Source organism: Mycoplana sp. BE70 (genome assembly GCF_031455855.1).
Taxonomy (GTDB): domain Bacteria; phylum Pseudomonadota; class Alphaproteobacteria; order Rhizobiales; family Rhizobiaceae; genus Mycoplana.
This window is the reverse complement of the sequence record NZ_JAVDTM010000004.1, coordinates 263,728-283,715: the sequence shown is the minus strand read 5'-3', so window position 1 is coordinate 283,715 and position 19,988 is coordinate 263,728. Positions and strand designations below refer to the sequence as shown.

The 19,988-nt window shown below is 62.7% G+C and carries 20 protein-coding genes; 13 read left to right on the top strand and 7 right to left on the bottom strand.

All coding sequences use genetic code 11. From position 1 onward, the window contains the following. The first annotated feature begins 51 nt into the window (after positions 1 to 51). The 5 genes from J2Y48_RS09825 (at position 52) to J2Y48_RS09805 (ending at position 3,713) form a co-directional block, all read left to right on the top strand. Complete coding sequence (locus J2Y48_RS09825; protein WP_310416456.1) at positions 52 to 1,026, top strand: GlxA family transcriptional regulator; 975 nt, start codon at positions 52 to 54, stop codon at positions 1,024 to 1,026. A 166-nt stretch (positions 1,027 to 1,192) separates the two neighbouring features. Next, positions 1,193 to 1,714, top strand: coding sequence for a DUF4142 domain-containing protein (locus J2Y48_RS09820; RefSeq protein ID WP_310416453.1), 522 nt, complete (start codon positions 1,193 to 1,195; stop codon positions 1,712 to 1,714). Between the two features lie 9 nt (positions 1,715 to 1,723). Then, complete coding sequence (locus tag J2Y48_RS09815; RefSeq protein WP_310416450.1) at positions 1,724 to 2,053, top strand: cupredoxin family copper-binding protein; 330 nt, start codon at positions 1,724 to 1,726, stop codon at positions 2,051 to 2,053. Positions 2,054 to 2,090: 37 nt separating this feature from the next. Then, positions 2,091 to 2,819: an RNA polymerase sigma factor gene (locus J2Y48_RS09810; RefSeq protein WP_310416447.1), complete on the top strand. Its 729-nt coding sequence runs from the start codon at positions 2,091 to 2,093 to the stop codon at positions 2,817 to 2,819. A 180-nt stretch (positions 2,820 to 2,999) separates the two neighbouring features. Then, positions 3,000 to 3,713, top strand: a complete 714-nt coding sequence (locus J2Y48_RS09805; protein WP_310416445.1) for an LssY C-terminal domain-containing protein — start codon at positions 3,000 to 3,002, stop codon at positions 3,711 to 3,713. On the opposite strand, the gene J2Y48_RS09800 is transcribed toward J2Y48_RS09805, so the two are convergent. The 6 genes from J2Y48_RS09800 to J2Y48_RS09775 form a co-directional block, all read right to left on the bottom strand. After that, positions 3,690 to 4,487: a DUF1194 domain-containing protein gene (locus J2Y48_RS09800; RefSeq protein ID WP_310416442.1), complete on the bottom strand. Its 798-nt coding sequence runs from the start codon at positions 4,485 to 4,487 to the stop codon at positions 3,690 to 3,692. The two genes, J2Y48_RS09805 and J2Y48_RS09800, sit on opposite strands and share 24 nt — an antisense overlap. 161 nt (positions 4,488 to 4,648) lie before the next feature. Continuing rightward, complete coding sequence (locus tag J2Y48_RS09795) at positions 4,649 to 5,710, bottom strand: ABC transporter ATP-binding protein (RefSeq protein WP_310416439.1); 1,062 nt, start codon at positions 5,708 to 5,710, stop codon at positions 4,649 to 4,651. A 13-nt stretch (positions 5,711 to 5,723) separates the two neighbouring features. Next, positions 5,724 to 6,515: an ABC transporter permease subunit gene (locus tag J2Y48_RS09790; protein WP_310416436.1), complete on the bottom strand. Its 792-nt coding sequence runs from the start codon at positions 6,513 to 6,515 to the stop codon at positions 5,724 to 5,726. After that, complete coding sequence (locus J2Y48_RS09785) at positions 6,512 to 7,387, bottom strand: ABC transporter permease subunit (RefSeq protein WP_310416433.1); 876 nt, start codon at positions 7,385 to 7,387, stop codon at positions 6,512 to 6,514. Before J2Y48_RS09785 ends, J2Y48_RS09790 begins: the two co-directional genes overlap by 4 nt. Before the next feature lie 116 nt (positions 7,388 to 7,503). Beyond that, on the bottom strand, positions 7,504 to 8,610 hold the full coding sequence (locus tag J2Y48_RS09780; RefSeq protein ID WP_310416430.1) for an ABC transporter substrate-binding protein: 1,107 nt from the start codon (positions 8,608 to 8,610) through the stop codon (positions 7,504 to 7,506). Positions 8,611 to 8,735: 125 nt separating this feature from the next. Beyond that, positions 8,736 to 9,608, bottom strand: coding sequence for a MurR/RpiR family transcriptional regulator (locus J2Y48_RS09775; RefSeq protein ID WP_310416813.1), 873 nt, complete (start codon positions 9,606 to 9,608; stop codon positions 8,736 to 8,738). 180 nt (positions 9,609 to 9,788) lie between these two features. Here J2Y48_RS09775 and J2Y48_RS09770 point away from each other — a divergent pair, with 180 nt between their 5' ends. The 7 genes from J2Y48_RS09770 to J2Y48_RS09740 all read left to right on the top strand — a co-directional run bounded on the left by J2Y48_RS09770 (position 9,789) and on the right by J2Y48_RS09740 (position 17,894). Next, entirely contained in the window at positions 9,789 to 10,559 is a 771-nt protein-coding gene (locus J2Y48_RS09770; protein WP_310416428.1) for an N-formylglutamate amidohydrolase, read from the top strand. Positions 10,560 to 10,668: 109 nt separating this feature from the next. Next, positions 10,669 to 11,181 (top strand): TRAP transporter small permease subunit, encoded by a 513-nt coding sequence (locus J2Y48_RS09765; RefSeq protein ID WP_310416425.1) that lies wholly within the window; start codon positions 10,669 to 10,671, stop codon positions 11,179 to 11,181. Further along, a complete protein-coding gene (locus J2Y48_RS09760) occupies positions 11,178 to 12,506 on the top strand; it encodes a TRAP transporter large permease subunit (RefSeq protein ID WP_310416422.1) in 1,329 nt (442 codons plus the stop codon). Before J2Y48_RS09765 ends, J2Y48_RS09760 begins: the two co-directional genes overlap by 4 nt. Before the next feature lie 128 nt (positions 12,507 to 12,634). Next, positions 12,635 to 13,702, top strand: coding sequence for a TRAP transporter substrate-binding protein (locus tag J2Y48_RS09755; protein WP_310416419.1), 1,068 nt, complete (start codon positions 12,635 to 12,637; stop codon positions 13,700 to 13,702). A gap of 119 nt (positions 13,703 to 13,821) precedes the next feature. Further along, positions 13,822 to 15,186, top strand: coding sequence for a glutamine synthetase family protein (locus J2Y48_RS09750; RefSeq protein WP_405030196.1), 1,365 nt, complete (start codon positions 13,822 to 13,824; stop codon positions 15,184 to 15,186). Positions 15,187 to 15,366: 180 nt separating this feature from the next. After that, complete coding sequence (locus tag J2Y48_RS09745; RefSeq protein ID WP_310416414.1) at positions 15,367 to 16,752, top strand: aldehyde dehydrogenase family protein; 1,386 nt, start codon at positions 15,367 to 15,369, stop codon at positions 16,750 to 16,752. After that, the gene (locus J2Y48_RS09740) at positions 16,749 to 17,894 is read left to right on the top strand and encodes an iron-containing alcohol dehydrogenase (protein WP_310416411.1); all 1,146 of its coding nucleotides are present in this window, start codon (positions 16,749 to 16,751) and stop codon (positions 17,892 to 17,894) included. The genes J2Y48_RS09745 and J2Y48_RS09740 overlap by 4 nt, the downstream gene beginning before the upstream one ends. 105 nt (positions 17,895 to 17,999) lie before the next feature. On the opposite strand, the gene J2Y48_RS09735 is transcribed toward J2Y48_RS09740, so the two are convergent. After that, positions 18,000 to 18,425: a helix-turn-helix domain-containing protein gene (locus J2Y48_RS09735; RefSeq protein ID WP_310416408.1), complete on the bottom strand. Its 426-nt coding sequence runs from the start codon at positions 18,423 to 18,425 to the stop codon at positions 18,000 to 18,002. 68 nt (positions 18,426 to 18,493) lie between these two features. Here J2Y48_RS09735 and J2Y48_RS09730 point away from each other — a divergent pair, with 68 nt between their 5' ends. Further along, a complete protein-coding gene (locus J2Y48_RS09730) occupies positions 18,494 to 19,894 on the top strand; it encodes an MFS transporter (protein ID WP_310416405.1) in 1,401 nt (466 codons plus the stop codon). The last annotated feature ends 94 nt before the right edge of the window (positions 19,895 to 19,988 follow it).

The following is a 19,988-nucleotide window of genomic DNA, read 5'->3' as shown; positions in this document are numbered from 1 at the left end:
ATTATCGGCATCATCCTTTACACATTAGGAGATTTGAGGGAGATTGCACAAATGCTCGATCCGTCCCACGAGACGCTCGACATGGACATTCTGGTCCTGCCGGAAACGAACCTGATCCTTGTCGCCTCGCTGATCGAGCCACTTCGCGCTGCAAACCGTATCTCGGGTCAGGAACTCTATCGCTGGCGGATCTTTTCGCCGGACGGTGCGGCAATCGAGACACGAAGCCGCATTCCGGTTCCCGTCGACGGGCCGTTTCGACCGGAGCAGGAGACGGCGCCGCTGTTCATCCTGTCCAGCTACCAATGGCAGCAGAGTGCGACGCCCGCGCTGCGCATGCAATTGTCGAGAACCGCCCGTTACCGGACGATGATGGCCGGCATCGAATCAGGCAGCTGGCTCCTGGCGGAGGCGAGCCTGCTCGATGGCCACTCGGTGACGATCCACTGGGAGGACATGGAGGACTTCGCCGCCGCCTATCCGCAAATCGCCGTCCTCAGGGAGCGCTATGTCATCGATGGCAAGCGCATCACCACCGGAGGTTCCCTGCCGACATTGGACCTGATGCTGGAAATCATCCGCCGCCGGCAAGGCTATTCGCTGGCGCTCGAGGTGTCGCGTCTGTTCATTTACGAGCACGAGCGCACCGGAGGGCTCCTGCAGGTCCCGGCGCTCGGCAACATGCGGGTCGCCGACCAGCGGGTCAGCCAGGCGGTTCGGTTGATGGAAGAGACGGTGGAGGCGCCGATGGCACTGACTCGGCTGGCTCGCCGCGTCGGGATCAGCGCCCGCCACTTGCAGGATCTCTTTCATGAAACGATGGCGGTTGCGCCGCACCAGCACTATCTCGCCCTGCGGCTCAACGCTGCGCGGCGGAAGGTGATCGAGACGAAGCTAGAATTCGCCGACATTGCCGCTGCGACCGGATTCAATTCCTCTTCCGCTTTCTCGCGCAGCTATCGCGCCCACTACCACGAAAGCCCGACCGAGACGCGCCGCAGGTTGTGGACGGCGGGGAAAGGGTAGCCCGCCCCGGCGCATCGGCTCGGCGCGCATCGCGAAGCAAAGACCTCTTCATCGCACGAGATAAAATTGTCGGGAACCTTTTGAGCCGATCCGCATCCAATGTGTGCCAGCAGCCCGAAAGTGAGAGCTGCGGCATCACTCGATCATGGCCTCAAGGAGAACGATCATGCTGAAACGACTTCTCGCCGCAACCTTCCTGGCAGCGGCACTCGGCGGTGTTGCGTTTGCGGCAGATGCCAAGCCGAGCGATCCGCAGATCGCCCACATTGCCTATACGGCCGGAAACATCGACGTCGAGGCCGCCCAACAGGCACTGAAAAAGAGCAAGAATGCCGATGTAGTGGAGTTCGCAAAGACGATGGAGCGGGACCACAAGGCCGTCAACGACCAGGCGCTGGCGCTCGTCAAGAAGCTCAAGGTCACGCCGGAGGACAACGCCATCAGCAAGTCGCTGACCGACGGTGCCAAGAAGGAACGCGCGAAACTCGCATCGCTGGATGGGGCTGCCTTCGACAAGGCCTACATTGCCAATGAGGTGGCCTACCACAAGGCGGTTAACAGCGCCTTGGCCGACACCCTGATCCCATCTGCACAGAACGCGGAACTGAAGGCCCTGCTCGAGACAGGCCTGACGCTCTTCCAGCAGCATCAGGCCCATGCCGAGCACCTCGCCTCGACGATCGACTAAGGTGCACCGATGGGTCGAATCCTCAGCAGGGGAGCGATCGCCGGCGCGCTGATGGCTCTGCTCTTCGTTCCGGTGTCGTCTGCGGCAGCCGCAGAACACCAGATCACGATTGCCGGGATGAAGTTCATCCCGGCGTCGATGGCGTTGAAAGCGGGTGACGTGGTCATCTGGAAGAATGATGATATGTTTCGGCATACGGCCACCGCACGCAGCGGCAGTTTTGACGTCGACCTGCCGCCGAAGACAGAAAAGCGCGTGACGATAACCACGGCCGGGGCAGTCGATTACTTTTGCCGCTTCCATCCCGCGATGAAGGGAAAGCTGGAGGTCGAACCGTGACGGTTGATTTTCGCAGCAGACGAGCGGAGAGATGTCCATGACCGGGACGTCCGCAAGGATCGAGCAGCGGCGCGCGGACTTCGCCGCTGTTTCCGACACCGATCTTGTAGATCTTGCTAGAGCGGATGAGGAGGCGGCCATCCGCGCCCTCATTCAACGTCACAATCGCCGCTTGTTCCGGGTGGCGCGGGCGATCGTCCACAATGATGCCGAGGCGGAGGATGTCGTCCAGGCGACCTATGTACAGGCATTCACCCATCTGGCCGCCTTTCGCAGAGAGGCGCAGTTTTCGACCTGGTTGACGCGGATCGCGGTCAACGAAGCGCTTGGTCGCGTTCGCCGCCGCAGAACCACCGCGGGGCTTGAGGAACTTGAGATGGAACGCAACGGTTCGGGCGGCGGTGAGGTCTTGCGGTTTCCGACGTCTCCCTGGTCAAGCGATCCGGAGACCGAGCTTTCGCGCAGCCAGGCTCGGTTCCTGCTGGAGCGTGCGGTCGATAACCTGCCTGCCGAGTTTCGGGCAGTCTTTATCTTGCGGGATGTGGAGGGGATGAGCACGCACGAGACGGCGGCGCACCTCAATCTCCGTAGCGTGACGGTCAAGACGCGGCTGCATCGGGCGCGCAAGCTGATGCGCACGTCCATCGAACGGCAGCTTGCGGGATCGCTTTCCGCCCTGTTTCCCTTCGACGGCGCGCGTTGCGCGTCGATGGCGGACCGGGTGGTGGAGGCTCTGAATGCGGAGAGGGCGGGCGCGGAGCATTGAGCCGCGAGCGTCTCTCCGCGGGCTCTGCTCGGTTACAATATTCTCGCCGATCCCGGTTGTGACTCTTCTCGACATCGCGTGAAGGGCAAGGCAAACTCGGCCGTACGGTGCGGGGAGCGCATCGCAGGTAGTGCACGCTGCTCCCTCCCACTAAGTGCCGGTGCAGCCGAGGAGTGTCGCATGCGTCAACGCCCGACGATCCGCTTTGCCCTTGCCAGCCTCGCGGGCCTGCTGGCGGTCTATTTGCTCGTCAGCTATTTCCTCTTGCCAGAGATATGGATCTTCCGCGATTCCCGCCGCATCGGTAGCCTGAGCAGCATGGTTACGACGACCGCCGATGACATTCCCGGCGATCCGATCAATGTCGGCCTCGTTGGCTCCAAGGAGGAGGTGATCCGCGCCTTCGCCGCGGCCGGCTGGGATCCGGCCGACAAGATCACCTTGCGCTCGTCGGTCGACATCGGCTTGAGTGTGGTGCTCGATCGCCCCGACCTTGATGCGCCGGTCAGTCCGCTCTTCTTCGAGGGGCGAAAGCAGGACCTTGCCTTCGAAAAGCCGGTGGGACGCAGTGCCGACGAACGCAACCATGTACGCTTCTGGCTGACCGAGCGCACCGGCACCGATGGTCGACCGCTCTGGCTGGGGTCGGCAAGCTTTGATCGCGGGGTCGGCCTGAGCCACGACACCGGCCAGATCACCCACCACATCGGGCCGGATGTCGACGCGGAGCGCAACCTCGTCATCGACGACTTGCGCGTGGCCGGTCAGATCACCTCGACATACGACATTGCCGGCATCGGCGCGACCAAAAGCGGCCGCAACGGTGGGGGCGATCCCTACTTCACAGATGGAAAGGCACTTGTCGGCGTTTTACTGTCCCCACCCGGTCAATAACGCGTTTTGGTCCGCCAATGCCGAGGGATGGGCTGGAGATGGCGAAGCGTTGCCGACGGAACGTGTTGCCCGTCCCGGGTCCACCGCCGAGCTGATTTCGCTCATCAGTTTCCGCCGCAGGGCCGAAACGTAGTCGTTCGCGGTATCCGGCTCGATCACAAAGGCACCATCGCCGCCGATCACGAAATCGTTGAAATAGTCGGTCAGAGGGTAGGGCACGCCATAGTGGATCTGCGGAAGGACTATCGCGTTGATCGTGTAGCCGCGGGCAAGCGCCCGTGCACGACTTGACCAGAGCGGTGCGCCATCATTGTTCGTTCCGTTTGCCGAAATATCTATGATCCTGGCCAGGGCGGCGCCCTCATACCTGTCCAGCAGGTCGCTTCCGGAGTCGATAGCATCGGATATGGAGGTCGCGCAGTATCCGGAGCAGTCGTCGCCGTCGCTTGCAAACCGGCGTATCGCGCCTGCGACTGCCAGGGCGTCTTCCATGCCGCATACACGCTTCCAGGGCAGCACCGATCTTCCCTGGCCGCGGCTCGCCCACTCCAGGTAGGTGACGGCTATGCAGCCGTTCGGGCCCCGCGAAATGGCCGCAATGACCGCCGGCTCGGCAATCGCCATCGCATGTCCATCGCGTTGCAGCTTTGCAGTGGCACGGTCGACGGAGGCCGAGATGTCGACGGCAAACACAATCGCGGCGTCGACGTCCGCGGCATGGGCCGGAACCCAGAAGATGACCACGAAAAGGAGCCATAGGAACAGCGTGGGCACGGCGTCCCCCATCCGCGTTCGCAAGGCTTCAATATACGCGCTTGCAGGGGGAGGGCCAAGCGTGGAGAACTTGACGCCTGGCCCGACGAATCTCTGCCGGTTGCCGCTCAGCAGCGGGTTTTGGGTGGATTGAGGGCCGGAGGAATTCCGGCCCGCGGCGCTCAGTCGTTGATGACCAACAGATCGGTGGCCGTGAACCGCAGCGTGACGGTTTCGCCGACAGCCGGCGGGACGAGGCCGGGGCTGTTGAACATGTCGAAGGAGATGACACTGGTGCCGACCCGCATGCGGGTGCGCACGACCGAGCCGAGGAAATTGCTGCTGACGACTTCCCCGGTCAGGGCCGTGTCGCCCTTGGCCCCCTCCGCGATCGAGCCGGCTTCGGGGCGCAGTGCCAGCGAGATCGTGTCGCCGGCCTTGACCGGGCCGAGCGGCTCGCGCAGCGTCACGCCCTGATCGCCGATCGCGACGCGGTTGGTGGCCGGATCGATCACCTTTGCCTCGATAAGGTTCAACGTTCCGACGAAGGAGGCGACGAAACGGGTCGTCGGGCGGTTGTAGATTTCCGCCGGCGTGCCGATCTGGTCGGCGCAGCCGGCATTCATCACGACGATGCGGTCGGAGATCGACAGCGCCTCTTCCTGGTCGTGGGTGACGAAAACCGTGGTGATGCCAAGCTGTTGCTGTATCATGCGGATTTCCTCGCGCAGCGACACACGGATCTTGGCGTCGAGGGCCGAAAGCGGCTCGTCAAGCAGCAGTACCTGCGGCTTCGGCGCAAGCGCGCGCGCGAGCGCCACGCGCTGTTGCTGGCCGCCGGAGAGCTGGTAGGGGAAGCGGTCCGCGAGGTGCTCAAGCTTGATGAGGCCGAGCATTTCCTTCACGCGCCCGTCGATCTCGTCCTTGGGACGACCGGCGACCTTGAGGCCGAAGGCGACGTTGTCGGACACGTTCATATTCGGAAAGAGCGCATAGGCCTGGAACACCATGCCGATGTTGCGCTGGTTCGGCTTCAGCCCGGACTGGTTCTTGCCGGCGACGGTAATCGTCCCGCCGCTTGGCGTCTCAAAGCCGGCAATCATGCGCAGAACCGTCGTCTTTCCGCAGCCCGACGGACCGAGGAACGAGACGAACTCGCCCTTTTCGATGTTCATGTTGAAATCGCTGACGACCTGCACCTGTCCGAAGGACTTCTGGATGTGGCTGAGAGAAAGAAACGTCATATGGAGGATGTCCTCAGGCTTTCACGGGCGCGGTTTTCTGGAAACGGGTGACGAGCTGGATCAGCGCAAGGCAGCCCCAGGTAATACCGAATGCAATCACCGAAAGCGCAAACGGCTCATAGGGCTTGTTGGCGCCGATGCGCTGCAGATATGGACCGAATGCGGGCCGGTCGAGGAGGGCGGCCAAAGTGAACTCGCCGATGACGATCGCGAAGGTCAGGAAGGCTCCGGACAGCACGGCAGGAAGCACATTCGGCAGGATGATACGGCCGAGAATGGTCGCCCAGCCTGCGCCGAGGATCTGCGCCGCTTCGGTGAGCGTCGCGACATCGATGGTGCGCAGACCGGTGTCGACGGCGCGATACATGTAGGGCAGGGCGAGAATGGTGTAGCCGAAGGCCAGCAGCACGTTGGTGCCGAACACCGAGCCGGTGAGCGGCAGCCAGCTCGACGTGTTGTAAAGGCGGATATAGCCGAACACGATCACGATTGCCGGGATGACCAGCGGCATCAGCGTCAGGAACTCGACGTAAGGCCGTGCCCAGGGCATTTTCAACCGCACCCAGAATGCGGTCGGCACGACGATCAGGATGCCGATGACGATGGTCACCAGTGCCATGACGACGGAGAAGGAGAACGTCGCCTGGAACTGCGGATCGGCCAGCACGCGGACATAGGCGTCGAAGCTGTAGACCCCGCGTCGAGCCCTCAGCGAGAACTCGAACAGGCCGCTGAGGGGTACGAAAAAGTAGAGCAGGCCGAAGATCAGTGCCGCCCAGCCGGCGATGCGTGCCCAGAGACTCATTTCAGCCACCTCTCAGCGCGCACGCGGAGCCAGATGTAGAGGACATTGGCGACAGCCGTGATGACGATCATGCCGAAGGCCATGGCGTAGCCGAGATTCGGGTTGCCCAGCACGTCGCCGCGAATCTGGGCAAACAGTTGGATCGGCACAATGTTGAGACTGGAGCCGGTGAGCGCGATGGCTGTGGCGACGGCGCCGAAGGCGTTGGCGAACAAAAGCGCGAACGTGCCGAGCAGTGAAGGGAACAGGATCGGCAGCGCGACCATGCGCCAGTATTGCAGGGAACTTGCGCCAAGGATCGAGGCGGCCTCGCGCCATTCGCGGCGAAGCCCCTCCAGCGCCGGCGCGATGATCAGGATCATCAGCGGTATCTGGAAAAACAGGTAGGTGACCGTCAGGCCCCAGAAGCTGAGGATGTTGAAGCCAAGATCCCGCTGCAGCACGATGCCGAAATTCTGGCGCAGGAAGACGGTGACAAGGCCAACCGGACCGAAGGTGGCAAGAAAGGCGAAGGCCAGTGGTACGCCGGCGAAATTCGACGCGACTCCGGAAAAGGTGAGGAGCGGCGATTTGATCCAGCGCGGGACCGCGCCGAAGACGACGGAGGCCGCCATCGCAAAGCCGATCAGGCTGCCGAGCGCGGCCGAAGCCACGGAAATCTTGATGGAGATCCAGTAGCTCGACGGGATGGTCCCGGTGTTCAGGTCGATGATGTTCTGCAGCGTGAAGGAGCCGTCGCGCGTCTGGAATGCGCCGATGACGATATGCATCGTCGGCAGCACCAGGAACATCACAACGAAGATCACGAAGGGCATCAGGCCCAACCATGTAAGCGGAAATCGCTGGCGTAGCGTGTCGAGGGCTCGGTTCATCGTCCTGGATCGTTAGGGAAGCGCCTTCTTCGATATTGACCAAAGTAAGGCAGCGGTTTGGGAAATGGCAAGCCCCGACCCGGTGTTCGGGCCGGGGCTTGCGTCACAGCTTCACCTTACTGGACGTTTGCGCCGACGACGCCGTCCCAACCACCGGTGACGGCAGCCTTGTTGGCGTTCTGCTCGTCGACGGACGGGAAGACGGCCGCCTCATAGCTTGCTGCCGGCGGCAGCGCGTCGATCAGCGCCTGCGGGATCTTGCCGGCCTTGGCCATGGCGTTGAAGCGAGCCGGGTGGCAGTAGCCCTTCAGCCACAGGTTCTGGCCGTCGTCCGAGTAGAGGTGTTCCATCCACAGCTTGGCAGCGTTCGGATGCGGAGCGTAGGCGGAGATGCCCTGGACGTAGACGCCGGCCAACACGCCGGTCTTCGGAACGACGACTTCGACCGGCGGGTTGCCCTTCAGTTCGTCGCGCCAGGCCAGTGCGTTGTAGTCCCAGGCGATCGCAATCGGGGTCGCGCCCTGGGCAATGGTGCCGGCCTTGGCGATGACCGGAACGAAGTTGCCGGCCTTGTTGAGTTCGGCGAAGTAATCGAGGCCAGCCTTGCCGGCTTCCTCGCCGGGCTTGGCGCCCTTGGACAGGCCGGCGGCGAGCACGCCGAGGATGGCCTGGTTCGAGGCGCGCGGGTCGCCGGCGAGGGCGACCTGGCCCGCATATTCCGGCTTGAGAAGGTCAGCCCAGTCGGTCGGCGTGTTCGGGACGAGGTCCTTGTTCACGATGAACGACAGAACGCCGTAGTAGTCGCCGTACCAGTAGCCCTCGGGGTCCTTGATGCTGTCCGGAATTTCGTCCCAGGTGGAGACCTTGTAAGGCTGCAGCAGGCCTTCGGTCTTGGTTTGCGGACCGAAGGAGAGGCCGACGTCGATGACGTCAGGAGCCTGCGGGCCCTTGTTGTCCTTGTTGGCCTTGATGGCTTCGACTTCGTCGGCCGAGCCGGCATCCGGGTTCAGTTCGTTGACCTGAATCTCCGGATACTTCGCCTTGAAGCTGGAGATCACTTCACCGTAGTTGCACCAGCTGGCGGGCAGGGCGATCGTGGTCAGCATGCCTTCCTTCTTGGCGGCTTCGATCAGTTCGGCACTCGGCTCGGCAGCGGCAATGGCCGTGGAGGCCACCAGTATGGCAGTGGAGAGCGAGAGCAGTCTGCGGGTACGTGACATCACGGGTGTTCTCCTTTTGTGTGTCAGTCAGCTTCGGCGAAGCTGATACTGGTGCGGCATGAAGCTTATGTGACAGTTTTTAAATGCTTTTTCCGGCTTCGCCGGCTATTGATTGACTTACGACAGTTTCATCTCGGCTTTCGGAACAACCGACTGGCCTCGAACAGTTCCTCCAAGGATTTTATCCGTTCGCGTGTTTCTCCCCAGTTTGCGCTCTGTGTTGCCTCGATCAGTGCTTCGACCACGAACAGCGTTACCACGGAGGAATCCCACGCGGACGGTGCCTCAATGTGGATACGAAAGACCCGAGCAGCCAGTTTGGCGATGGGCGACGCCCATTGGTCGGTGAACAGGACGATCTCGACGCCGCGGCCGCGGGCGATGCGGGCGAAGGTCTCCATCTCCTGCTCGTAGCGGCGGATGTCGAAGATGACGATGACGTCGCCGGCCTTCATGTTCACAACGTAGTGCGGCCAGGCACTCGGATTGGAGGCCAACTGGGTAACGTTGGGCCGAATCACCTGCAGGTGGGTAAAGAGATAGTCGGCGAGCGCCTTGGTGATGCGTCCCCCGACGACATAGATATTGCGCTTGCGATCGGCGATCAGCGCGGCCGCGCCATCGAATTCCTCGATTTCGATCTGCGACAACGTCTGGCGCAGGTTGTTCATGATCGCGTCGGCAAAACGATTGAGGATATGCGTTCCCGGGGCATTGGCGGCCCAACGGTCGTGCTTGGCGATGGGGCTCGAGAGCGTCGCTTCAAGTTCATGATGCAGGTGTGCCTGGAAGTCCGGGAAGCCACGATAGCCGAGCTTCTGGACCATACGGGCGACGGTGGGCGTCGAAACGCCGGCATTCTCCGCGACAGTCGTGATGCTGCCGAGGCCGGAGACGGGGTAGTTGTCGAGAAGCGATGCCGCCAACTGCTTTTCGGCGCGCGTCAACGCGTCGAAATGGGCGTTGATCACGTCCGACACCGTCATGGATGCCTGATTCAACGTCAATTCATTCCCCTGTCTGCCGCTCTCTGTCGGCTTCGAACAAAATTAAACATCGCTGTCACATTTGAAGTCAAATGATTTTTTGAAGAGGTTTCTTCATTGCCCACTTGACAGAGGGTGTTTGGTGAAGAATTCTCTTCAAACAATAAAGAACGGCCGGTCGAGGGGATCAGCCAAATGGGAATTCTGACTGGAGAGGAGGGCGACCCTGTCGCCCTGGAGAATGCTGCTGCGCGTGGACGGGTCATCCTCGTCTGTGAACACGCGTCGCGCTTGCTCCCCAAAGCGCTCGGCACGCTCGGCCTGTCCGAGGAAGCGCTCGCAAGCCACATCGCCTGGGATCCGGGGGCGCTGGCCGTTGCCCGGCTGATGGCGCAACAGCTCGACGCGACACTGGTGTTCCAGCGCTTTTCGCGCCTTGTCTACGACTGCAATCGTCCGCCGGAATCACCGGCCGCCATGCCGGAGAAGAGCGAGATCTTCGACGTTCCCGGCAATGCCGGCCTCGACCAGGCGGCACGCGACGCTCGCACCGAAGCACTTTACCTGCCGTTCCGCGAGGCGCTTTCGCGTCTGGTGAAAAGCCGGATCGCAGAGGATCGGGCGCCGGTCATCGTGACGGTCCATAGTTTCACGCCGGTATATTTCGGCAAGCCGCGCGCCGTGGAGATCGGCGTCCTGCACGATAGCGACAGCCGGCTGGCCGACGCCATGCTTGCCGCGGCGGGCCGGGCGGGCGGGCGCTACGACATCCGTCGCAACGAGCCCTACGGGCCGGCGGACGGCGTAACGCATACGCTGAAGGAGCACGGTCTCGCCAATGACATCGCCAATGTGATGATCGAGGTGCGAAACGACCTGATCAAGGACGAGGCCGGCGAACGCGCCGTCGCCGACTATCTTGCAGGTCTGCTTGTCGAGGGACTGTCGTCGCCGGAGTTGCGCTGAGCGGATTTCCGGGCGCGACGGCAGAAGGGAAGGGGAGGGATGTCTTTGTTGCGATATGGACGGGGCGGCCTGGCTAGCGATGTGGCTGTCGTGAACGGAGACACGCGCCATGCCTGAGATCATCAAGCATTACGTGCGCATCGTCGATACGGTGAACCGGAGGATCGGTATCTTCGCGATGTACCTGATCTTCCCGATGGGTTTGATCCTGCTCTACTCGACCGTGATGCGCGTCGCCTTCGGCTACCCGATCAATTGGGTCATGGAGATGTCGCAGTTCATGCTGTCGGCCTACTACCTGCTCGGTGGTGCTTACTCCATGCAATTGGACGCGCATGTGCGCATGGATCTCTTCTACGGAATGATGAAGCCGAAAACGCGGGCGATCACCGATTCATTCACAATCCTGTTCGTCATTTTCTACCTGATCGTGCTGTTCTGGGGCGGCGTTTCCTCGACGGAATATTCGATCACCTACAATCAGAAGAACTACACGGCCTGGGCTCCGGTCCTGTGGCCCGTCAAGGTCATCATGACGCTCGGCATCTTCCTGATGCTGCTCCAGACCATTGCCCAGTTCTTCAAAGATGTCGCTGAAGCGCGCGGAAAGCCGATCGCATGAGCTCCGAATTCATCACCATCTTCATGTTCGCCTCCATGCTCGTGCTGATGGGCACGGGACAGCGCGTCTACGGCGTCATCGGCGCGGTGGGGGCCGCCGCGGCGCTGTGGCTTTGGGGAAATGGGTCTTTCGAGCTTCCCTTCAATGCAGCCTTCCAGGTCCTCAACTGGTATCCGCTGATCACCGTGCCGTTCTTCGTCTTCATGGGCTACATGCTCTCGGAGTCCGGCATCGCCAACAATCTCTACCGGATGTTCCACGTCTGGTTCGGGTCGGTCCGCGGCGGGTTGGCGATCGGCACGATGGGGCTGATGATCGTCATCTCGATGGTGAACGGCCTGTCGGTCGCCGGCATGGCGATCGGTGCGACCGTGGCGCTGCCGGAACTGCTGCGGCGCGGCTACGACAAGGTGATGATCACCGGTGTCATCCAGGGCGGGTCGTCGCTCGGCATCATGGGGCCGCCGAGCGTGGTGCTTATCCTCTACGCGATGATCGCGCGCCAGCCGGTGCTGCAGCTGTGGCTGGCCGGTATCGGCCCGTTCATCCTGATGGCGATCATCTTCACCGCCTACATCTACATCCGCTGCCGCCTGCAGCCGGAACTGGGCCCGGCGCTGCCTCCGGAGGAACGCGCCCAGTTCACGTTGCGAGAAAAGCTCGTGCTGCTGCGCGAAGGGCTGCTGCCGTTCGGCCTGTTCGCCGCCATCATGGGACTGTTCCTGACCGGCACGACCAGTCTTGTCGAGACCTCGATGGTCGGCGCGCTTCTGGCCCTGCTGGCCGCGTGGGCAACGGGACGACTGAGCGCAAAGGTGGTCGAAAAGACGACGCGCAACACGCTGGCGGTCTCGGCGATGTTTCTCTGGATCATCCTGGGTGCCCTGTGCTTCAGCGCCGTCTATGACGGGCTCGGCGCCATCAAGGCAATCGAGAACCTGCTCTTGCACACCTGGGATCTCAGCCCCTGGGGCGTCCTGGGGATGATGCTGTTCTCCTTCATCATCCTCGGCATGTTCCTCGACGACACCGCCATGCTGGTCATCGTCGCGCCGCTCTACATCCCGCTGGTGAAGCTGCTCGGGTTCGATCTGATCTGGTTCGGCATCCTCTACACGATCACCTGCCAGATCGCCTACATCGTGCCGCCCTTCGGCTACAACCTGTTCCTGATGCGGGCGATGGCGCCGCCGGAGATCACCATTGTCGACATCTACAAATCCATCATCCCGTTCTTTCTTCTGATGGTGTTGAGCATGATCATCATCATGGTGTTTCCGGACATCGCGATGTGGTTGCCGGAGGTCTATTCCGGGAAGAGGTAAACGTTCACTGCTTGGGGAGGAACCATGGAGCGAGGCGTGCAACGAGTAGGGGACGGGGAGGGCGCTGACCGCGCTCAGCCCGCCGCCGCAACCGAGTTGATTCAATTTACTTCGAGGGGGAATTTGAAATGACCGATACCAAAACCATGAACAAGCGCGAATTCCTGCGGAAGTCCGTCCTGACGGGCGCCGGCGCCGTCGGTGCGACCACGCTTGCCGCGCCCTATGTCAAAGCGCAAAGCCCGATCAAGTGGCGGCTCCAGACTTATGCCGGTCCGGCGTTGGCCGACCACGTCGTCAAGCCGGCGATCGATGCCTTCAACAAGGCCGCAAACGGCGAGATGGTCATCGAACTCTATACCGCCGACCAGCTCGTGCCGCAGGGCGAATTGTTCCGCGCCGTGCAGGCCGGCACGCTCGATGCCGCGCAGAGTGACGACGATTCCATGGCCTCGCCGGTCGATGTGTCGGTGTTTGGCGCCTATTTCCCGTTTGCCTCGCGCTACAGCCTCGACGTGCCGGTTCTGTGGAACTGGTACGGCCTGAAGGAGATCTGGGAGGAGGCCTATAACGAGGTTCCCGGCGTGACCTGGCTCAGTGCCGGCGCATGGGACCCTTGCAACTTCGCCACCACCAAGCCGATCCGCAGCCTTGAGGATCTGAAGGGGCTGCGTGTCTACACGTTCCCGACCGGCGGCCAGTTCATTTCGCGCCTCGGCGTCGTCCCGGTGACGCTGCCGTGGGAAGACATCGAAGTGGCACTGCAGACCGGCGAGATCGACGGCATCGCCTGGTGCGGCGCGACCGAGATCTACAGTGTCGGCTGGGCGGAGGTCACCAAGTACTACCTCACCAACAACATCTCCGGCGCCTGGTCAGGCTCGTTCTTCGCCAACACCGAAAAGTGGAATGCGGTTCCCGATCATCTGAAGGAGATCTTCAGGCTGACGATGGACTCCTCGCACTACTATCGCCAGCACTGGTACTGGTGGGGCGAGGCGCATTACCGCACGACCGGCGGCAAGCTGGAGCTCACCACGATCCCCGAGGCCGAGTGGAAGACCGTCGAGGACATGGCGCTTTCCTTCTGGGACGAGATCGCCGCCAAGAGCCCGCGCAACGCCAAGGTGGTGGAGATCCTGAAGAAGTACCAGGACACCATGCGCGGCGCAGGCGCTCCGTACCGCTACGGCTGAGTCGGGCCGGACCGAAAGCTTAAGGCCGGCCGCTTCGGCGGCCGGCTTCCGAGAAGAACGGACCGGGCGATACCGCCCGGTGCGGCACGAAAGCACAACGCCAGGACCGCCCGATGACCGTGACCTATAGCTTTGATGAGTTGAAGAAGGATGTGGCCGAGGGCCGCATCGATACCGTTCTAGTATGTCTCGTCGACATGCAGGGGCGCCTGATGGGCAAGCGCTTCCACGCCCAGTATTTCGTCGATGGTGGCCATGAGGAAACGCACAGCTGCAACTACCTGCTGGCGACCGACATTGAGATGGAAACCGTTCCCGGCTACCGCTCGACGAGCTGGGAGGCGGGCTACGGCGACTATACGATGAAGCCGGACCTTGCGACGCTGTGCAGGCTGCCCTGGCTCGACGGCACGGCGCTCGTACTCTGCGACGTGCTCGACCACCGCACCCACAACGACGTGCCCCACTCGCCGCGCGCGGTTCTGAAGAGGCAGGTGAAACGGCTCGAGGCGCTGGGCTTCAAGCCCTTCATGGCGAGCGAACTCGAATTCTACCTGTTCGACCAGACCTACGACGATGCCCGCGTGGGCGGCTATCGCGATCTCATCCCGGCCGGGGGCTACAACGAGGACTATCACATCTTCCAGACGACCAAGGAGGAGGATGTCATGCGGGCGCTGCGCAACGGCCTGCAGGGCGCCGGCATTCCGGTCGAGAACTCCAAGGGTGAGGCCTCGCCCGGCCAGGAGGAGATCAACGTCCGTTATGCCGAGGCCCTGACGATGGCCGATCGGCATTCGATCATCAAGAACGCCTGCAAGGAAATCGCCTGGCAGCGCGGCAAGTCCGTGACCTTCCTCGCCAAGTGGAACTACAACGCTGCCGGTTCCTCCTCGCATATCCATCAGTCGCTGTGGAGCGCGGACGGCAAGGAGCCGAAATTCTTCGACAGGGACGCCAAGTACGGCATGTCGGACCTGATGCGAATGTATGTGGCGGGCCAGTTGGCCTATGCGAGCGAGATCACCTATTTCCTTGCGCCCTACATCAACTCCTACAAGCGCTTCGTCGCCGGCACCTTCGCGCCCACCAAGGCGATCTGGAGCAAGGACAACCGCACGGCCGGCTATCGCCTGTGCGGTGAGGGCACCAAGGGCATTCGTATCGAGTGCCGCGTCGGCGGTTCGGACCTCAACCCCTATCTTGCCATGGCAGCGCTGCTTGCGGCCGGCATCGCCGGCATCGAGCAGAAGCTGGAACTGGAAGCGCCCTTCGAGGGAGACGCCTATGGCGGCAAGGGCATCCGCGAGGTTCCGAAGACGCTGCGCGAGGCGACCGAATTCATGACGACATCGAAGATGCTGCGCGAGGCCTTCGGCGAGGACGTCGTCGACCACTATACCCGCACAGCCCGCTGGGAGCAGGAGGAGTACGACCGGCGTGTGACGGATTGGGAGGTGGCGCGCGGCTTCGAGCGGGCCTAACAATTCTGTGGCTGACACTCGCTCTGGCCGTTTCCGCAAGCGCGGAGGTCAGGGCGGCTGTCGTTTGCCGGCGGGCCTGAACGAATGTGGGTTCTCCTTGCACAACGCCAGATGATGGCGAATGGTGGCGTCGCAAGATGCCGAGACTGAATTTTTGATGCAACTGACAGGAAGACGATCATGACCGTGATCAAATGCATTTCACCCGTCGACGGTTCGGTCTATGCCGAGCGCCCGGCGATGCCGCTGGAGGCGGCGAAAGAGGTAGTCGCACGCGCGCGCAAGGCGCAGAAGGCCTGGGCGAAGCGGCCGCTGGAAGACCGCGTCCAACTCGTGCTGAAGGGCGTCGCCCGGCTGAACGAGATGAAGGACGACGTCGTCCCGGAACTGGCCTGGCAGATGGGCCGGCCTGTCCGCTACGGTGGCGAATTCAAGGGCTTCAACGAACGCTCGAACTACGTGGCCGAGATCGCCGGCTCGTCACTCGCGCCGATCGTGATCGAGGAAAGCGCCAGCTTCGAGCGCCGCATCGAGCGCGAGCCGCACGGCGTCGTCTTCGTTATCGCGCCGTGGAACTATCCCTACATGACCGCGATCAACACGATCGCTCCAGCGCTGATGGCGGGCAATACCGTCATCATCAAGCACGCGGCGCAGACGCTGCTCGTCGGTGAGCGGATGGTGCGCGCCTTCGTCGAGGCGGGCGTGCCGGGCGATGTCTTCCAGAACATCTTCCTCGACCACGACACGACTTCGGCATTGCTCGCGGCCAAGAGCTTCGACTTCGTCAACTTCACCGGCTCGGTCCAGGGCGGGCGGGCGATCGAGCAGGCGGCCGCCGGTACCTTCACTCCGCTCGGCCTAGAACTCGGCGGCAAGGATCCCGGCTATGTGATGGAGGACGCCGATCTCGACGCCGCCGTCGATACGCTGATGGACGGCGCCACCTACAATTCCGGCCAGTGCTGCTGCGGCATCGAGCGCATCTATGTGCATGAATCGCTCTACGACGCGTTCGTCGAGAAGTCGGTCGCCTGGGTGTCGAACTACAAGCTCGGCAACCCGCTCGACCCGGAAACGACGCTCGGCCCGATGGCGAACAAGCGCTTTGCCGCTGTCGTTCGCGATCAGGTCGCCGATGCTGTTGCGCGCGGCGCGAAGGCGCTGGTCGATCCGAAGCTGTTCCCGCAGGACGACGGCGGCGCCTATCTCGCCCCGCAGGTGCTCGTCAACGTCGACCACTCGATGCCCTTCATGAAGGAAGAAACCTTCGGCCCGGCCGTCGGCATCATGAAGGTCAGAAACGACGCCGAAGCGCTCGAACTGATGAACGACTGCCAGTACGGCCTCACGGTCTCGCTCTGGACGAAGGACGCCGAGCGCGCCGCCCGCCTCGGCCGCGACCTGGAAACCGGCACGGTGTTCATGAACCGCGCCGACTACCTCGATCCGGCGCTCTGCTGGACCGGTGTGAAGGAGACTGGCCGCGGCGGCTCGCTCTCGGTCATCGGCTTCCACAACCTCACCCGCCCGAAGTCCTACCACCTCAGGAAAGCACTCGCATGACCATCACCGCCAACTGGAGCTACCCGACCGCCATCAAGTTCGGGGCAGGGCGCATCAAGGAACTTGCTGATCACTGCAAGGCGGTCGGCATGAAGAAGCCGCTGCTGGTGACCGACCGCGGCCTTGCGCCGATGGCGATCACCCAGAACGCCCTCGACATCCTGGCGTCCGCCGGGCTCGGGCGGGCGATCTTCGCCGACGTCGATCCGAACCCGAACGACAAGAACCTCGAAGCCGGCGTGAAGGCATTCAAGGACGGCGGTCATGACGGGGTCGTCGCCTTCGGCGGCGGTTCGGGTCTCGACCTCGGCAAGGCGGTCGCCTTCATGGCCGGGCAGACCCGCCCCGTCTGGGACTTCGAGGACATCGGCGACTGGTGGACCCGTGCCAACTCCGACGGGATCGCCCCGATCGTCGCCGTGCCGACGACGGCCGGCACTGGCTCGGAAGTCGGCCGTGCCTCGGTCATCACCAATTCCGAGACGCACACCAAGAAGGTGATCTTCCATCCAAAGTTCCTGCCGTCGGTGACGATCTGCGATCCGGAACTGACGGTCGGCATGCCGAAGGTGATTACCGCCGGTACCGGCATGGATGCCTTCGCCCACTGCCTGGAGGCCTACTGCTCGCCGTTCTACCATCCGATGAGCCAGGGGATCGCGTTGGAAGGCATGCGGCTGGTCAAGGAGTTCCTGCCGCGCGCCTACAAGGATGGAACCGACATCGAGGCCCGCGCCAACATGATGTCGGGCGCCGCTATGGGCGCCGTCGCCTTCCAGAAGGGCCTCGGCGCAATCCACTCGCTGTCGCATCCCGTAGGCGCCCTCTACAACACCCACCATGGCATGACCAATGCGGTGGTGATGCCGCCGGTGCTGCGCTTCAATCGTCCGGCCATCGAAGGCAGGATCGCAGCCGCCGCCGCCTATCTTGGCATCGCCGGCGGTTTCGATGGTTTTTACGAGTACGTGCTTTCGCTTCGCTCCGAACTCGGCGTGCCGGACAAGCTGTCGGCACTCGGCGTCGGGACGGACCGGATTGACGAAATGAGCGAAATGGCGATCGTCGATCCAACCGCGGGCGGCAACCCGGTCGAACTGACGCTCGACGCGGCGAAAAGGCTCTTTGCCGAGTGCATCTGAGCCAGGCGTCTGGATCATGGAGCCCGGCATCGCGATGCCGGGCTTTTTTGTAAGCAAGTGCCCGACCATGTGCACATGCTGAGATCGATCCCGCCGAAACTCGGGTCAGAATTTCGGATCGTCAGGCGCTCGCGGGGGGCGCGATTGCGACGCAACGCGCAACAGCCTGCGGAATTTCGGGCATTCCATGTGGTTTTCCGCCGGGCACTCAGCCGCATGGCGAAGCGCGTTTCTGAGCGTAGCCAGCTTGCGTATCTGAAGATCGAGCTTGTCGGCACGGGCGCGTAGGGCTGTGCGCGGCAGATCGAGAACTCCATCCTTGCCGAACATATTCTTCATCTCGCCGAGGCTGAACCCTGCGGTCTTGCCAAGCGATATCAAGGCAAGCTGGGTCAGCGTCTCGCTCCCGAATTGGCGCCGCAGCCCGTGCCGTGCCTGCGATTCGATCAGTCCGACCTCTTCGTAGTAGCGCAGCGTTGAGGGCGGTACGCCGCTGCGTTCCGACAGCACGCCGATATCGAGAAGTTTCATCCTTGACCTCAAGTCGACTTGAAGTGGCACTGTAGCTGGGACTCGATAAAGCGACAAGAGGACGTCCCATGAATGCCACGATCCGAACCAAGTCAAAACCATCCGTGCTCGCAGCACTTGCAGGGGCGATGCTGCTTGCCTCGCTCGGCGTCAGCATCGCCACGGTGGCGCTTCCAACGCTGACGAGAGAATTCTCCGCGCCGCTCGCGACCGTGCAGTGGATCGTCCTCGCCTATCTCATCGCGGTGACCGTGACGATCGTGCTGGCGGGGCGGCTTGGAGACCTGTTCGGGCAACGCCGCGTGCTGATCGCCGGGCTGGCCCTGTTTGCAGTCGCCTCCGTTCTGTGCGCTGCAGCCCCCACGCTTGGACTGCTGATTGCAGGCCGCGCGATGCAGGGCATTGGCGGTGCCATCCTGATGGCGCTACCGCTTTCGCTCATTCGCGAAACGATCTCAAGGGAACGCACCGGCTCGGCGATGGGGCTGCTTGGCACGATGTCGGCGATCGGAACCGCCCTCGGCCCTTCCCTTGGAGGCGTACTGATCGCCAGCTCCGGCTGGCGAGCGGCCTTCGTTGCGCTGGCCGGCGCCGGCTTTTTGGTGCTCGGCATTGCGTTGCGGGCTATCCCGCCGACACCTGTTCCAGTGCGCCATGTGGATGGACGGATGGACTGGCCCGGCGCCGCCTTGCTCGCAGTAACCTTGATCCTTTATGGGCTCGCCACCGCCGGCGGAACCGCAGCAGTGATCCCAGGCGCCGGTATGCTCTTGCCCGCCGCAATCCTCGGGCTCGCGCTCTTCGTTTTCGTCGAGATCCGCTCGGCTTCACCGCTGGTGCCCGTCTCGGTCCTGCTTGAACGAGCAACCGGGTCGGCGCTTGCGATGAACATTCTGGTCAGCACCGTCATGATGGCGACATTGGTGGTGGGCCCGTTCTTTCTGTCTTTCAGTCTCGGCTTGAATGAGGCCGTAGTCGGCCTCGTCATGGCGATCGGGCCTGTGACGGCAGCGTTGTCTGGTGTTCTGGCGGGACGCGTCACGGATCGGTTCGGCGCACGCTCCGTCCTGGCTGCCGGCCTCGTGGAGATGACCGTCGGCCTCGTCTGCCTGGCTGTCCTGCCGAGGCTCCTGGGTGTCGCGGGATTTGCGGCCGCCCTGATCGTCCTGACCCCAGGCTTTCAGTTGTTCCTGACGGCGAACAACACCGCCGTGATGGTCGCGGTACGGGACGACCAGCGCGGCCTGCTGTCCGGATTGCTGGGTCTGTCGCGAAACCTGGGCTTTATGACGGGGGCCTCGGTGATGGCCACATTGTTCGCGGCCGCGGTCGGGTCAAGCGACATCGTCGCGACGGCTCCGGACGTCATCGCAAACGCGTTCACGACGACGTTCCTGTCCGCCTCCGGCTTGACCTTGCTGGCGCTGATCGTTGCAATCGTCGGTCAGCCGGCGGCCGCGGAGGCCTAAAGCGTGTCGCGATCTTTCAGATTCGCGGCCACGCTTTAGATCCTTGTTTTATTGCGTGTCTTTGTCCCGAAACTGGTTCCCACTTTCGGGACAC

Excerpts from the sequence above, each read along its gene's own strand:
- J2Y48_RS09815 (WP_310416450.1), top strand. The coding sequence starts at position 1,724 with ATGGGTCGAATCCTCAGCAGGGGAGCGATCGCCGGCGCGCTGATGGCT.
- J2Y48_RS09825 (WP_310416456.1), top strand. The coding sequence starts at position 52 with ATGCTCGATCCGTCCCACGAGACGCTCGACATGGACATTCTGGTCCTG.
- J2Y48_RS09805 (WP_310416445.1), top strand. The coding sequence starts at position 3,000 with ATGCGTCAACGCCCGACGATCCGCTTTGCCCTTGCCAGCCTCGCGGGC.
- J2Y48_RS09730 (WP_310416405.1), top strand. The coding sequence starts at position 18,494 with ATGAATGCCACGATCCGAACCAAGTCAAAACCATCCGTGCTCGCAGCA.
- J2Y48_RS09770 (WP_310416428.1), top strand. The coding sequence starts at position 9,789 with ATGGGAATTCTGACTGGAGAGGAGGGCGACCCTGTCGCCCTGGAGAAT.
- J2Y48_RS09740 (WP_310416411.1), top strand. The coding sequence starts at position 16,749 with ATGACCATCACCGCCAACTGGAGCTACCCGACCGCCATCAAGTTCGGG.
- J2Y48_RS09810 (WP_310416447.1), top strand. The coding sequence starts at position 2,091 with ATGACCGGGACGTCCGCAAGGATCGAGCAGCGGCGCGCGGACTTCGCC.
- J2Y48_RS09745 (WP_310416414.1), top strand. The coding sequence starts at position 15,367 with ATGACCGTGATCAAATGCATTTCACCCGTCGACGGTTCGGTCTATGCC.
- J2Y48_RS09820 (WP_310416453.1), top strand. The coding sequence starts at position 1,193 with ATGCTGAAACGACTTCTCGCCGCAACCTTCCTGGCAGCGGCACTCGGC.
- J2Y48_RS09790 (WP_310416436.1), bottom strand. The coding sequence starts at position 6,515 with ATGAGTCTCTGGGCACGCATCGCCGGCTGGGCGGCACTGATCTTCGGC.
- J2Y48_RS09785 (WP_310416433.1), bottom strand. The coding sequence starts at position 7,387 with ATGAACCGAGCCCTCGACACGCTACGCCAGCGATTTCCGCTTACATGG.
- J2Y48_RS09755 (WP_310416419.1), top strand. The coding sequence starts at position 12,635 with ATGACCGATACCAAAACCATGAACAAGCGCGAATTCCTGCGGAAGTCC.
- J2Y48_RS09735 (WP_310416408.1), bottom strand. The coding sequence starts at position 18,425 with ATGAAACTTCTCGATATCGGCGTGCTGTCGGAACGCAGCGGCGTACCG.
- J2Y48_RS09795 (WP_310416439.1), bottom strand. The coding sequence starts at position 5,710 with ATGACGTTTCTTTCTCTCAGCCACATCCAGAAGTCCTTCGGACAGGTG.
- J2Y48_RS09760 (WP_310416422.1), top strand. The coding sequence starts at position 11,178 with ATGAGCTCCGAATTCATCACCATCTTCATGTTCGCCTCCATGCTCGTG.
- J2Y48_RS09765 (WP_310416425.1), top strand. The coding sequence starts at position 10,669 with ATGCCTGAGATCATCAAGCATTACGTGCGCATCGTCGATACGGTGAAC.